Annotated in this window: 13 protein-coding genes and 2 pseudogenes; 3 read left to right on the top strand and 12 right to left on the bottom strand. The window is 34.8% G+C overall.

The features are described 5' to 3' along the window. Positions 1 to 98 precede the first annotated feature (98 nt). The 7 genes from recO to rpsU form a co-directional block, all read right to left on the bottom strand. Positions 99 to 860 carry a DNA repair protein RecO gene (recO, locus tag AC3B7A_RS00255; RefSeq protein WP_489755776.1) on the bottom strand — a complete coding sequence of 254 codons (762 nt, stop codon included), beginning with the start codon at positions 858 to 860 and terminating at the stop codon, positions 99 to 101. 2 nt (positions 861 to 862) lie between these two features. Next, positions 863 to 1,768 (bottom strand): GTPase Era, encoded by a 906-nt coding sequence (era, locus tag AC3B7A_RS00260; RefSeq protein WP_489755777.1) that lies wholly within the window; start codon positions 1,766 to 1,768, stop codon positions 863 to 865. Then, positions 1,758 to 2,165 (bottom strand): cytidine deaminase, encoded by a 408-nt coding sequence (locus AC3B7A_RS00265; RefSeq protein ID WP_489755778.1) that lies wholly within the window; start codon positions 2,163 to 2,165, stop codon positions 1,758 to 1,760. Before AC3B7A_RS00265 ends, era begins: the two co-directional genes overlap by 11 nt. A 16-nt stretch (positions 2,166 to 2,181) precedes the next feature. Next, the gene (gene ybeY / locus AC3B7A_RS00270) at positions 2,182 to 2,658 is read right to left on the bottom strand and encodes an rRNA maturation RNase YbeY (protein ID WP_489755779.1); all 477 of its coding nucleotides are present in this window, start codon (positions 2,656 to 2,658) and stop codon (positions 2,182 to 2,184) included. After that, positions 2,655 to 3,620: a PhoH family protein gene (locus AC3B7A_RS00275; RefSeq protein ID WP_489755780.1), complete on the bottom strand. Its 966-nt coding sequence runs from the start codon at positions 3,618 to 3,620 to the stop codon at positions 2,655 to 2,657. Before AC3B7A_RS00275 ends, ybeY begins: the two co-directional genes overlap by 4 nt. Before the next feature lie 223 nt (positions 3,621 to 3,843). Continuing rightward, positions 3,844 to 4,287, bottom strand: a complete 444-nt coding sequence (locus AC3B7A_RS00280; protein ID WP_489755781.1) for a GatB/YqeY domain-containing protein — start codon at positions 4,285 to 4,287, stop codon at positions 3,844 to 3,846. A gap of 20 nt (positions 4,288 to 4,307) precedes the next feature. Then, the gene (gene rpsU, locus AC3B7A_RS00285) at positions 4,308 to 4,496 is read right to left on the bottom strand and encodes a 30S ribosomal protein S21 (protein WP_249512765.1); all 189 of its coding nucleotides are present in this window, start codon (positions 4,494 to 4,496) and stop codon (positions 4,308 to 4,310) included. A 161-nt stretch (positions 4,497 to 4,657) separates the two neighbouring features. Here rpsU and AC3B7A_RS00290 point away from each other — a divergent pair, with 161 nt between their 5' ends. Both AC3B7A_RS00290 and AC3B7A_RS00295 read left to right on the top strand, forming a co-directional pair. Next, entirely contained in the window at positions 4,658 to 5,473 is an 816-nt protein-coding gene (locus AC3B7A_RS00290; RefSeq protein WP_489755782.1) for a pyruvate, water dikinase regulatory protein, read from the top strand. 678 nt (positions 5,474 to 6,151) lie between these two features. Continuing rightward, positions 6,152 to 6,661: pseudogene (locus AC3B7A_RS00295) on the top strand (transposase); the annotation flags it as partial. A gap of 364 nt (positions 6,662 to 7,025) precedes the next feature. Here the strand turns inward: AC3B7A_RS00295 and tyrS are convergent. Continuing rightward, a complete protein-coding gene (gene tyrS / locus AC3B7A_RS00300) occupies positions 7,026 to 8,255 on the bottom strand; it encodes a tyrosine--tRNA ligase (RefSeq protein WP_489755783.1) in 1,230 nt (409 codons plus the stop codon). 498 nt (positions 8,256 to 8,753) lie between these two features. Here tyrS and AC3B7A_RS00305 point away from each other — a divergent pair. Then, a pseudogene (locus AC3B7A_RS00305) lies at positions 8,754 to 9,788 on the top strand (IS30 family transposase). Positions 9,789 to 9,959: 171 nt separating this feature from the next. Here the strand turns inward: AC3B7A_RS00305 and AC3B7A_RS00310 are convergent. From AC3B7A_RS00310 to hisS, 4 genes are all read right to left on the bottom strand, one after another. After that, positions 9,960 to 10,838 (bottom strand): YitT family protein, encoded by an 879-nt coding sequence (locus tag AC3B7A_RS00310; RefSeq protein WP_489755784.1) that lies wholly within the window; start codon positions 10,836 to 10,838, stop codon positions 9,960 to 9,962. Positions 10,839 to 10,912: 74 nt separating this feature from the next. Continuing rightward, the gene (msrB, locus tag AC3B7A_RS00315; RefSeq protein WP_489755785.1) at positions 10,913 to 11,344 is read right to left on the bottom strand and encodes a peptide-methionine (R)-S-oxide reductase MsrB; all 432 of its coding nucleotides are present in this window, start codon (positions 11,342 to 11,344) and stop codon (positions 10,913 to 10,915) included. An 84-nt stretch (positions 11,345 to 11,428) separates the two neighbouring features. Continuing rightward, positions 11,429 to 13,186 carry an aspartate--tRNA ligase gene (gene aspS / locus AC3B7A_RS00320; protein WP_489755786.1) on the bottom strand — a complete coding sequence of 586 codons (1,758 nt, stop codon included), beginning with the start codon at positions 13,184 to 13,186 and terminating at the stop codon, positions 11,429 to 11,431. Positions 13,187 to 13,190: 4 nt separating this feature from the next. Continuing rightward, positions 13,191 to 14,471: a histidine--tRNA ligase gene (hisS, locus tag AC3B7A_RS00325; protein ID WP_489755787.1), complete on the bottom strand. Its 1,281-nt coding sequence runs from the start codon at positions 14,469 to 14,471 to the stop codon at positions 13,191 to 13,193. Positions 14,472 to 14,538 lie beyond the last annotated feature (67 nt).

Consider the following 14,538-nt stretch of genomic DNA (forward strand, 5'->3'; position numbering starts at 1 on the left):
TTCCTAGTCAAATGCTCAAAGTAAAATCATAAACCGCAGCTCCTGAATACAAGTTAAATAAAGTTATTTTCTATTGCTAAATCTTTAAGGGTACAAAACTACAATTGCCAACGAAACATTTGATCAATAAACTTTTTACTTTTCGGATAAACACCAACATTATCTTGATAAATTAGATCCAACGTTTTCCTCAATTGAGCTTTAATAGGTACAGCAACTTGAATTTTTCCAACCTTTTGTAAATTCAAACGTACAAAAAAACGCAAATAAGCAACAACTTTAGGATCTAAATGCAAGCGATGCTGATCTTTTAACCAATGCTTGGAACATAAAATTCCACCCAAATTTAAAGAATAATCAAAAATCCCTTGCCGTTCACCACCAATTACGCAACTTGTCAAATTGGGAGCTACTCCAAATGGCTTGAGTAATTGAATTTCTATAATGTTAGTAATAATTTCCGGATCCAAATAACGGTCAATTAATTTCTGTGCCGTTAAAATTTGTTTAAACCAAGTTACAGAAACCAGCTGTTCGCTAAAAGCCCGCAACACTAAATCATTAATATATGTTACATAAGCATTCAGTTCAATATCTTGTGCCACATTTCGTAATTGTTGAAGGTTTAAAGCATCACTCAGATAAGAAAAACCGTTCTCATTAATCACTCCTTGGTATCGACCAAAAGTAAATGGCAACACCAAACTGCGCTGTTTAGAACGATCTTTTTTTACACCACGAACTAAAAAAGTTACAATGCCGAATTGATCCGTCAACAACCAAACTAATTGGTCATTTTCATGATAATCTTGATTACGTAAAACTAAGCCTTGAAAAGTTTGATCCCGTTTTAAAACCATTTTTACTTCAAATCTTTCACTGAGTAGCCCACGCGAGCTAAAAATAAGGGATCTTCACGCCAATTTTTTTGAACCTTAACCCATAATTTTAAATTAATTTTTTCTCCTAAAAGTTCCTCTAACTTGCGTCGTGAGCGAATACCTACTTGTTTGAGCATCGAACCTTTACTACCAATTACAATCTTCTTTTGGCTATCACGCTCAACATAAATTGTAGCCTCAATTTGTAATTTATTGTTAACTCGTTGATTCATCTGCTCTACCATCACAGCAACAGCATGCGGAACTTCTTGACGCGTCAATTCCAAGATTTTCTCACGAATAATTTCAGCTACTACAAAGTATTCTGGGTGATCACTAATTTGATCCTCTGGATAATATTGTGGTCCTACAGGTAATTTTTGTCCAATAGTCTGTAACAATTCCGATACATTATTTCCCTGTGTCGCCGAAATTGGAAACACTTCACTAAAATCAAGCAGAGACCGATATTGATCAATTAACGGCAATAAACTATCAGGATGAACCAAATCAATCTTATTGATTACTAAGAAAACTGGTACTTTAATTGTAGCTAGTTTAGTAATAATTTTTTGGATACCATCATCAACAAAGTCTTTAGCACTAACCATTAACAATACTAAATCTACTTCATTTAGCGCTGAATAAGCTGCTTGATCCATATATTGATCCAAACTATTTTTAGGCGCATGAACACCCGGAGTATCAACGAAGATGATCTGCTGATCATCATCTGTATAGATTCCTTGAATTTTATTACGCGTTGTTTGAGCTTTCGGTGAAATGATGGAAATCTCACTACCCAAAATACGGTTCATAAAAGTTGATTTACCAACATTGGGCTTACCAATAATTGCCACAAATCCGGAACGAAAATTATCCTTCATGATTTAGATCTCCTGTTGAGAAGGCTCCTGGTAATAATTGTTCAACAGTGACTTCTTGAAAAGCCCCCGCTTGATTAGTTAAAAAAACTGGCATTTTAGGATCACAGAATTCACTAATAACTTGTCGACAAGCACCACAAGGCGCGATGGGACCATCAGTTCTACCAGTAATTAATAACGCCTGAAAATTTTGATGTCCTTGGGCAACTGCTTGAAAAATCGCGGTCCGTTCCGCACAATTAGTTAAACCATAAGAAGCATTTTCAATATTACAGCCCCCAAATAGCTGGTCATCAATAGTCAAGAGCGCTGCTCCTACTTGAAAATGTGAATAAGGTGTATAAGCTTTAGCTAACATTTCAGTTGCTAATTTCATTAAACTATTAGTCTCAATCATTAATTTTCTCCTTTACTCAACGTTTCAACCCAAAATCTTCTAAAATTTCACGCTGTAAACTAAACATTTTCTCTGCTTCTTGCGTTTGAATGTGATCCCAACCAGACAAGTGTAATAAGCCGTGCACAACAGTATAGCCAAATTCACGATCAAATGAATGACCATAATCTTGAGCTTGTTTGGTGACAACCTCTGGACAAATAAATAAATCGCCAATGTTACGGGGAATACCAAATTCTTCAGCCAACGCTTGTGAACTAATGCCATCATCATCACCATCTTCAATTGCAAAACTGATAACATCAGTTGGCCGATCTGTTTGACGATACTCTTTATTGATTTGATGAATTTGCTCAGAAGTACAAAAAGTGATAGATGCTTCGGTATTCTCAGGCAAGTTAATTTTTTTAGCACCATAGTCAAACAACTTTTGCGCTAATTTGATATGCGGTTGATCAACCAAATGCTGCTCATCATAAATATCTAAGTTCATGCTTTACTCCTATTAACTTTGGCATAAGCTGCAATAACTTCCGCCACTACTGGGTGACGTACCACATCACTAGCTTGAAAATCAACAAAACCAATGTGTGGTAAATGCCGTAAAATTTGTTGCACTTGTAATAGTCCACTCGGTGAACGTCGTGGTAAATCAATCTGCGTTGGATCACCATTCACAACCATTTTAGAACCAAAACCTAAGCGCGTTAAAAACATTTTCATTTGTTCATGTGTAGTATTTTGCGCTTCATCCAATAAAACGAAAGCTTCGTCAAGCGTTCGCCCCCGCATATAAGCAAGCGGGGCAATTTCGATAATTTCACGTTCTAAATATCGATTAGTTTGTTCAGTTCCCAAAATCGAATAAAGGGCATCATAAATGGGACGTAAATAAGGATCCACTTTTTCTTTTAAGTCACCAGGTAAAAAACCTAAATTTTCACCAGCTTCAACAGCTGGACGGGTTAAAATTAATTTTTTAACACGTCCTTTTTTTAAAGCTGCTACTGCCATAACCACTGCTAAGTAAGTTTTCCCCGTTCCTGCCGGTCCAATCCCAAAAGTGATATCATTTTTTTGAATTGTTTTGATATAGCGCCGCTGACCTAAATTACGTACTCGAATGGGTTTCCCCTTCGCATCACGTAGTAGAACTTCATTGTACAAATCTTCAAAGTACTCTAAAGTGCCATCTTGAGCCATTTGTACGGCACTAACAACATCAGCTTGACCAATTTGAATTCCTGAGCGGTGCAAGCGACTCAAAACTTTTAAAATTTGCAAAGCCAAATTAACAGGCTGACTTGAGCCAATAATATCAACCTGATTACCAAAAGGATGAAGTTGAACGCCTAATTTTTCTGCCAAAATTGTTAAATTAGTGTCATTACTGCCAAAAATCACAGCTTCATCATTATTTAATAATTGAAATGATTTTGTTATCTCATCTGTCAAATAAAATTACTCCTGTCATTGTTAATGAATCAAAATGTGTCCGAGACCCAAGTTACTAACCTGTGGAGCGCAATAAATAATGTTCATAATCTCAGGCTCCAATTATTGTAAAACATTTCTTATCGGCTTAATTTTAATTTTTAAATACAATACTGATATTATTTTATTACAAATTCAGGTTAAAGAAAAAGGCTAAAGTAAAAAATACTTTAACCTTACTACATTATTGCAGTACTTCTTTGACAATTTTATTAACCAATGAACCATCTGCTTGACCTTTAACTTGCGCCATCACAGACTTCATCAATTTACCAAAATCAGCTTTTGATTCTGCGCCTATGTCAGTGGCAGTTTGTTGAACCAGTTGACGAATTTCAGATTCGGATAGTTGTTGTGGCATGTACTTTTCTAAAATAGCCATCTGTGATTTAGTATCAGCAACTAAATCTTCACGTTGACCCTTTTGAAATTCTGCTAAAGAATCCTTCTGTTGCTTCATTTGTGAAACAACTACTTGATTTTCTTCATCAGCAGTTAAATCATGACCGACTTCGATCTTTTTGTTCATCAAAGCTGATTTAAGCATTCTGATAACTGACAAACCGGTCTTGTCATGACTTTTCATGGCAACTTTCATGTCAGTCATTAATTGATCAGTGAGGGACATTCCTATCACACCCCGAATTCTTAACGTCTTCTTCTCTTCTTATTGCGCTTACGTGCAGCTTCAGACTTCAACTTACGTTTTACACTAGGTTTCTCGTAAAACTCACGTTTACGGTATTCTTGAAGAGTACCACTCTTAGAAACAGAACGTTTAAACCGACGAAGAGCATCATCAAGAGACTCGTTCTCACGAACAACTGTCTTAGCCATATGATATCCCTCCTTCCGCTTCATTACGTAACCGTTTATTAAAACAGTTCTTAACTAGTATAACAAACAATACGCGAAGTTGAAACCATAATTTACTGACTTTCACTAGCTTTTTTCGAAAAAAAATGCTAATTTGAAAGAAAAACGGTAGGTGAAAGACTTTGCAACAAATAGTTTATGCAATTTCAGACTCTTCAGGTGAAACGACCGCGAACTTTTCCCGCTCCATGTTAGCGCAGTTTCCTGATATTAAAATGATCCAAAAACGTTATCCATTTATCAATGATATTGATAAATTAAAACATATTCTTCAACAAGCGCAAAATGACCAAGCGATTATTTTTTATACTCTCAGTAATCAAAAATTTGATCAAGTAGTCAAAGATTTTCAACATGATCAAAAAATGCTATGTTTTGATATTTTAAGTCCTTACTTAGCCACCATCGAAGCTTTTACTCATCAGAAAGCTTCCCATGAAATCGGAGCGGCACGCAAATTAAGTGCCCAATATTTTAAACGCATTGCGGCAATTGACTTTGCAGCGGAAAATGATGACGGTAAAAATCCGCATAGTATGCTAGAAGCTGACGTCGTTTTACTCGGGATTTCTCGAACCTCTAAAACACCACTAACTTTTTATTTAGCCAACCAACAAATCAAAGTAATGAACTTACCTCTTGTACCCAAAGTCCAATTACCAAAAGAATTGTGGCAAGTTGATCCTCATAAAATTGTTGGCTTAACTAATGATGAAGAAGTATTGCGTAAAATTCGCGAGCAACGCATGATTTCCTATGGTTTACAAGCTCAAACTAATTATTCCAGCAGCGATAAAATTCAACAAGAATTAAAATACGCGAACGACCTCTACCACAAATTAGGTTGCTTAGTCATTAATGTCGCTAATAAGTCAATTGAAGAAGTTGCCGCAATCATTGAAGACCAACTAAACTTAAATAGTTTTGATATTAATTAAAAACTAAATCTTTATGCAAACTAAGGGATTGAGACTAATTAAGTTGAGTACTAGTTGTGTCCAGCACTAAAGTGCGAACTTTTGCTTTAATGCTGGACACAGTTAACTACAAACTTTCTGACTTTTGGAACATTATTTAAGAAGAAAATGTTCGTCAAAATTTACGAGCAATTCTTTTTGTCCCACTCTCTTGGTATCTGCCAAAATTTTCTTAGTGGTTTCAAACAGCATTAACCATCATAACTGTACTCATTATTAGAATCATGCACATCTGAGCGCTTATTAACAATTTTTTAAATATTTTAAAAATTCCCACCCAGCTGCATCAGCTAACATAAAATCTTTATGCGTTTCAATCGCATCAACTAGAATTTGTTCTGCCAATTGATCGACTTTATTGATTTGCGCTTCAGTTGAAAAACCTGTTTCAATAATAATTTTAAGTAATTTATTTTGATCATGAACTAGACTTGTCTAATAAGAACTGATAAAGACTTGAACAATATCTTTGTGCTTGATGTTAGGCATCATTTATTTGGCATTCATTATCTAAGTTACCCTTTTAATTTTTGTAAGTTTTACAATTAAGTTAGCCACTTAAAAAAATAAAAGACACCAAGATAAAAATCCAGTATCATTAAAGTTCCTACAACCATATGAAAAGAGGATTTTATCTTGGTGCATGAATATCTTAACACATCCCGCCGTAAAGGAAAGTATTTATATGAGTAGGAACGTGGCAAAGTTGCTATTTTACATGAACAGAGCTACTCTGCTAGAGCCATCGCTCGACAACTTGGTGTTGCTCATCAAACTATTAATAATGAATTGAAACGTGGTCAAGTTAAGCAAGTTAAAAAAGTTAACGGCAAGATCTACTACTTCTATATTTATAGTCCTGAGGCATCTCAGAAACGGTATTCAAATAATCGTAAGAACTGTGGTCGTCCCTTGAAGTTCAAGCAAGTAACTGATTTTCTAGCATTCTTTGATGATCATTTTTATCAAGATAATTGGTCACCAGATGTCGCCGTAGGCTTTGCTAAAAGTAATCAACTATTCACTGCAGATGAAATGATTTGCACTAAAACTCTCTATAATTACATTGATAAGCAGTTATTAGAGGTTAGAAACTTAGACTTAGCTATGAAAACTAAACTCCGAACCAAACAGCACAAATCACACCAGCAGTTGCTTTCCAAAGAGAATTAAGAAAAGCACAGCAAAAGCAAATGACTTAATTTAGAACTGAATGATTACCGAAACACTTTATCTTTAAGTTTTTTAGAAAGTGGCTAACTTATTATTGTAATTTAAGTCCAAAAGAATTCGTATAATAAATAGTTATAAATGGATATATAGAACTAGTAACAAGAGTTGTTATAAAGACTGTTAATATTCTTAATTTTAAGTTTCTATTAAGCTCAATAAACCTATCCATAAATTAAATCACACTAAAATAATATATTAAAAAATAAGTAACCTACAAGAAGTATAAATTGAATATAACAAATTAAACATAATGCATTAACTTATCACTCATCCCAAAAATTTACATTATAATCTTCAAAAACTTTCTTTTACCAATCTGTAAAACAATACCATCTTCCATAAAGACATTTAAATCAGGACTAATTACTTTATGAGAATTAATTCTTATTCCTCCACCCAAAATAAGTCTCTTAGCCTCACTCTTTGATTTCACCAAACCAACTTTATAAAAAAGATTTATAACATTTACTTCAGTATTATCATCTGTCCACTTGAATTCTTTAATATCTTGAGGTATGCCGTTTTTCTTAAATACTTCTTCAAATTCTTTCTCTGCCGAATTTGCCATAGATTCTGAATAAAATTGTGTCACAATATCTTTAGCCAAAATTTTCTTAATATCCTTAGGATTCTTAGTTTTTAGATCATGTAAAATATTATCTAAATCATCTTTTTTTAAAGTAGAGACTAATTTAAAGTAATCAGGAATTAGTTGATCCGGTAAAGACATAACTTTTCCAAACATGTCGTTTGGATTATCAGTTACACCTATATAATTATTCTTAGATTTTGACATTTTATCTTTACCATCAAGACCAACAAGTAAAGGTAAAGTCATGACAACTTGTTTCTCTTGTCCAAAATGTTCCTGAAGCTTTCTCCCCATCAATAAATTATACTGTTGATCATTCCCCCCTATTTCAACGTCTGAGTGTAATGCCACAGAGTCATATCCTTGAAATAGTGGGTATAAGAATTCATGCAGGTAAATAGGAGTATGCATAGAAAATCTTTTTTGAAAATCATTACGTTCTAACATTCTAGCAACAGTAGTTGTAGACAATAATTCCACAAAAAAATCAGCCTTCATTTTATTAGACCAAGTTGAATTATAATATAATTCAACTTTAGAAATATCTAAAACTTTAGAAAATTGTTCAACGTAAGTCTTTGCATTTTTCTTAACTTCTGAATCACTCAATTGAACTCTAGCTTCAGACTTTCCTGTTGGGTCTCCTATTTTTCCAGTAAAATCACCAATAACTAACTGTATTATATGACCAAAATCTTGAAATTGACGCAATTTTTTTAAAACAACATAATGCCCCAAATGTATATCTGGTGCAGATGGATCTAATCCTAATTTAATTTTCAAAGGAATTTGCTTTACAATTGAATTCTTTATTTTATTTTTTAATTCTATTTTATTTTCTAGAAAAACCGAATTACTGGACAATACATTGAATTGTTCATCTACTAATTTTGACAAGTCAGTTTTATTAATTTCCATAATTATTTTGTAACTCCTATTAAATTAAATTTATTTTTTAATAAAAATTAAAAAAGCGTTCCTAAAAAAGATCAATCACAGTTGATCTACTTATTGATTAATATTTCTTAACAGTTTCAAAACTATAGACATAGAAGACATTAGCCTTTTAACTTTATCTCCACATTTCAACCAATTATTAACAATTTGATGGAAATGCAAAGTTGACAAACAATAGTATGTGAAATTTAGTAATACCTAATTTATATATCATTGTTTCTTTAAAAATGTGGCTAGCTTAATTGTAAAACTTACCAATATTAACTTTGTACCGAATAAATTAAAAAGGCATTCTTTCATAAAAAGATTAATTATGTTTAATATTATAGCCATCAGATTAAAAAAGTCAAATCTAAATTAGAAGGATGTAAAACATAAATGTAACAAAAATAGAAGTATACAAATAGGCCATGGAGACCTAAACTTAAAGTGATCAAACAAAAAGGTAGGTAATTCTCCATGACCCAATCTAAGTCTAACACGCAACACCATTATCAACAACTCTCTCCTGAAGAAAGAGGTAAAATCCAAGCATATTATGATTTAGGTTTTTCTTACGCAGATATTGCACGTAAATTAAAACGTTCACGTAGTACTATCTATCGCGAAATTCAGCGTGGATCCACTCTACAAAGGAATTTCAATTATTTCTTTGTTAGTCATTATTATGCTGATACTGCACAGATTATCCATGAAAAAAAGCGACAAAACTGTCATTCCCACGGATTAGAATGGGTTCTGTCGCTTCTTCTTCATATTCTTAACTAAAGCTTTGCATAAAAGGCCACGAGTTGAAAGTATTGATAGTCTAGTACATTATTTCAAAAAAGTTTATCCTCAGGAACATTGTCCTTCAACTCCAACCATTTACCGCTATATCGACCAAAATCGTTTAAAAATTAAGAACATTGATTTACCTGCTAAAATGCGCAGACATGTTAAAGACTGCAAACATGCTCACGAGCGAAAAAACAAGCGGTTAGCCGGAACCTAAATTGAACAACGCCCTTATGAGGTTCAAGAACGGACAACTTTTGGTCATTGGGAAGGTGATTTGGTCAAAGGTAAGCGCCAGGCCAGTGAACCGGCACTTCTAACATTAACCGAACGTCAGACTAGGTATGAAATCATAGTTAAAATTCCTAATTATCATGCCCAAACTTGTCTGCAAGCTTTACAAGCAGTAGTTGATAAAACGCCACAAGTCTTAAAAAGTATTACGTTTGATAATGATTCAGAATTCCGGTTATTAGATCAAGTTAAGGGGGCCACAGATTTATTATGCACATCCTTTATTCACCATAGGCAAGAGGCAGTAATGAAAATCAAAATGGCTTAATCAGAGAGTTCATACCGAAAGGCCAATCACTGCGTAAATATTCGATTTAGACAATTCAAAAGATCCAATTAGTTCTTAATCAAAGATACCGAAAAATACTCAATTATCATTCAGCATTAGAATGTTTTCAACAACAATTCAAAGCCTTAAGTTAGATTTCCTGGATTGTTGCACTTGATTTGACAATTCAGGACTAAATTATTTACACTTATTAACTAATAATTACGGCGTGGAAAATTTATTATCAAAAACAATTTTACCTTAGAAACTAAAAAGCGTTGATGACTTTAATCACCAACACTCAATCTTATAAAATTAATATAATTTCAATAAATATGTTCCTGATAAAAACGCCCCATAATCATTTTTGCTTCGGTAATGCTGACAAAAGAGTAAGGGTCAGCATGATGCATAGCTTGTCGAAAGATTGGTAATTCATATTGCGAAATCACCGTAAACAGCATTGTTTTTTGTGTATGCCGATACGCGCCTTCAACATCATTAATAATTGTAATCCCCCGTCGCATTTCTTTTTGTAAATCATGAACCACTTGCTTGGGGTGTGAAGTGACAATAATAACCTGTAATTTTTGATCCCGCGTATACAACGCATCAATCAAGCGACTATTGACAAAGATGCCTAAAATCGTATAAAGTGCATGTACCCAGCCAAATAAAAATCCGGAACCAATAACAATCACTAAATTAAAGGCTAAATTAATATTACCAACGCTTTTACCAACTTTTTTACGTAATACAATCCCAATAATATCTAACCCACCCGTGGATAGTTCGTTTTTTAAAGCTAAACCAGTTCCAAAGCCGTTAAATACACCACCAAAAATCGCACAAATAATAGGATCAAACTGAACTTTGACTGGTGGCAATGACCGCATTAAAACGGTGGACAGACAAACCGCAACCACAGTAAAAATCGTAAAATTGTGCCCAATTTTTTTCCAAGATAGAATTAATAACGGCAAATTCAGCAAAGCATACAAAAAGGCTACTGGAACTGATAATGAAAGCCCCCGACTCAAAATAGTAGAAATTAATTGAGCAAAGCCCGTGATTCCTGAACCATAAATGTGCCCTGGTGTCCAAAAAATATTAACCGCAATCGAAACACATAATGCATAAACTAAAGCTACAGATAATTTGGTTAAAGTTCGATAGTGTTTTAAAACTCGTTCCAGCTCTTTCATAAAATATGTTAAAGTCCTTATCCATTAAAATTGTTTGCATAACTACTTTAACACACTATTTTTAGAAAAAAAGTCTAATCCCGAGACTTTTCAACCTGATCCAGATATTGTCCATAACCAGCCTGTTCCATTTGAGCTAACGGAATAAATTTCAAAGCTGCAGAGTTAATGCAATAGCGGAGACCACCTTGATCTTGAGGACCATCATTAAAAACGTGTCCTAAATGCGAGTCAGCTTTTTTACTGCGCACTTCAACTCGCTCCATATTGTGACTAGCATCACGTTTTTGTGATAGTGGACGAATAGGTTTAGTAAAAGCTGGCCAGCCACAGCCTGATTGATACTTATTAGCCGAAGAAAATAACGGTTCGCCACTAACAATGTCTACATAAATTCCAGGTTCAAAAAAATTATCATATTGATTATCAAATGGATGCTCAGTCCCATTTTCTTGGGTAACTTGGTACTGCAAGGGAGTTAAATCGGCTTTTTGTTTTTCATACATAAAAATTACCTCCTAATGTTAGTTTAACATTTAGGAGGTAATCTTCAGTAGTTATGCTTAAAGAACTAGAAAATATTCAAGCAATTATTTTTGAATATTTAAATCCAAATCGTCTAATTGCGCTTGCGCCACCGGAGCTGGTGCTTGCATCATTGGTTCAGACGCCTTAGAATTCTTTGGAAAAGCAATTACATCGCGAATATTATCCCGATGTGCTAACAACATCGCAAACCGATCTAAGCCAATAGCTAAGCCACCATGAGGTGGAAAACCATAATCCAGTGCATCTAATAAGAAACCAAATTGTTCTTGAGCCCGTTCTTTAGTGAAATCTAAAGCTTTAAACATTTTTTCTTGGATTTCACGAGTATGAATTCGGATCGAACCGCCACCTAATTCATAGCCATTTAAAACAATATCATAGCTTTGTGCATGCGCCTTGTGCGGATCAGTTTCTAACAAATCAAGGTCTTCTTCATTAGGCATCGTGAACGGATGATGTGCCGCCGTCCAACGCTCAATTCCTTCATCGTATTCAAATAAAGGCCAATCAACTATCCATAAAAAGTTAAATTGCTTGTCATCATAAAGCTGTAATTCTTTTGCAAAATGCTTCCGCAAATAGCCTAAAGCATCGGCACAAACTTTACGGCTATCAGCCACAAATAAGACCAAATCATTATCAGCTAAATTCAACTGTTGTGTTAAAACTGCTGCTTGATCTTGTACAAACTTTGCAACAGGACCCGTTAGTTCGTCGCCATTAACTTTCAGCCAGGCCAAACCTTTGGCACCAAAGCGTTTAATGTATTCTTGCTGGGCTTCAATTTTTTTCCGTGAATATTGATCAGCAGCATTTTTTACCACAATTGCTTTAACTTGACCATTGTTAGCTAACGCATTTTGGAAAACTTTAAAAGTCGAATCGGCAAATAATTCGCTCAAGTCCTGTAATTCCATACCAAAACGTGTATCTGGTTTATCTGAACCAAACCGCGCCATTGCTTCATTCCAAGTTAGACGTGGAAATGGTAACGAAACATCAATACCTTTAACATCGTGCATGACCTGTGCAATTAAGCCTTCTGTAATGTTTTGAATTTGTTCCGCACTTAAAAAGCTGGTTTCAAAATCAATTTGGGTAAATTCTGGTTGCCGATCACCTCGTAAATCCTCATCTCGAAAACACCGAGCGACTTGATAATAGCGATCAAAGCCAGCACCCATTAATAATTGTTTAAATAATTGCGGTGATTGTGGTAGAGCATAGAAACTTCCAGGGTATACCCGCGATGGAACTAAATAATCGCGGGCTCCTTCTGGGGTCGACTTGGCTAAATCAGGCGTTTCGACATTAATAAAACCATGTTGATCAAAATATTGATGGACCGTCGCCATAATTTGGGAACGAATACGTAAGCCAGCTAGCATTTCTGGTCGGCGTAAATCCAAATAACGGTACTTTAATTTGGTTTCTTCAGTCGCATCAACAGCATCTTCAATATTAAATGGAACGGTCTTTGCCCGATTTAATATTTCTAACGAACTAACTTCTACTTCTACCTGCCCAGTTTTCATTTTAGCGTTCACCGCTTGTGGCGCCCGGGCAACTACTTTACCTTGAATACTGATCACATATTCCGAATGTAATTGATCAGCTTGCTTTAAAGCTTTTGAATTGATCTCTTGACTAAAAACTAATTGCACAATGCCTTCGCGATCACGTAAATCGACAAAAATCAGATTACCTAAATTCCGCTTTTTTTGTACCCAACCAGCTAAAGTTACTTCTTGATTTAAATATTGTTCATTAATCAAGCCACAATAATTTGTTCGTTCCATCATTTTACCCCTTTTTAATTTTGGCTAATAAATCAGCTTGATCATCTAAGTTAACTGTAATTTCTTGACCATCTGCTAAGCGTTTCAACTTGGCTTGACGACTTTGTAATTCACTATCACCGATGGTCAAAGTGAACTGAGCATGCAAACGATCTGCTTGCTTAAACTGACCCTTAACTTTTTTATCAAGATAATCACGTTCCGCTGAAATTCCTGCTTGGCGCAACTGCGCTAATAATTCTGAGACTGCTAACGAGTCCGTTTGGTCAACACTCACTAAATAAACATCTGGACCCTTAATTTTTGGTAAATACTGATTTTCCGCTTCTAATAACAACATTAAGCGTTCAACGCCAAGGCCAAAGCCAACCCCGGACACATCCGGCCCCCCTAATTGTTGAACCAAACCATTATAACGACCACCAGCAATCACGGTCATTTCTTGATTATTGAACGCAGAACTTTTAACCATAATTTCATAGATCGTATGGTTGTAATAATCAAGTCCGCGCACCATATTAGAATCAATGGTATACGGAACTTTCAAAGTATCTAATAACTGTGTCACTTGTTCAAAATGCGCTTTGGCTTGTGGTGTTAAGTAATCTAAGATTGATGGTGCTTGTGCCACTAATTCTTGATCATGATCATCTTTACTATCTAAAATTCGCAATGGATTTTTATGCAGGCGTAGCTTAGAATCAGCACTCAATTCAGCTTCTAAAGGTTCTAAATAAGCTAGTAATGCTTGATGATAGGCTTGACGTGTTTCTTGATCACCTAACGTATTTAAAGCAACCTGGTAGTCTTTAATTCCTAATTCATTTAAAAAACTCGTTGCCATGAGGATCGTTTCCACATCTAGTTGCGGACTATCACTACCCAAAGCTTCAATCCCAATTTGATGAAATTGACGTTGTCGTCCTGATTGGGGACGTTCATAACGAAACATCGGTCCTTTATACCAAACTTTATAGGGGCGAACATATTCTGGGGCAAACAACTTATTTTCAACATATGCTCGGACTACTCCCGCTGTTCCTTCAGGACGCAAGGCCAAATGCCGACCACCCTTATCTTCAAAATCATACATTTCTTTAGAAACAATATCGGAAGTATCTCCTGATGAACGCGAAAAAACTTCGTATTGTTCAAACATGGGCGTTCTAATTTCATGGTACTGATAATTTTGAAAAATCTTTTGAGCTGTGGCTTCAATAAACTGCCATTTTTGGGATTCACCCGGTAAAATATCGACTGTACCTTTTGGTTTTTGATACCGCAATCTTTTTTCCTCCTTCATCGTTAACTAAAATAACAACAATTAAAAATATTTTGACAATCAGAATAGT

The sequence above is a fragment of the Bombilactobacillus sp. ESL1202 genome, from assembly GCF_058107125.1.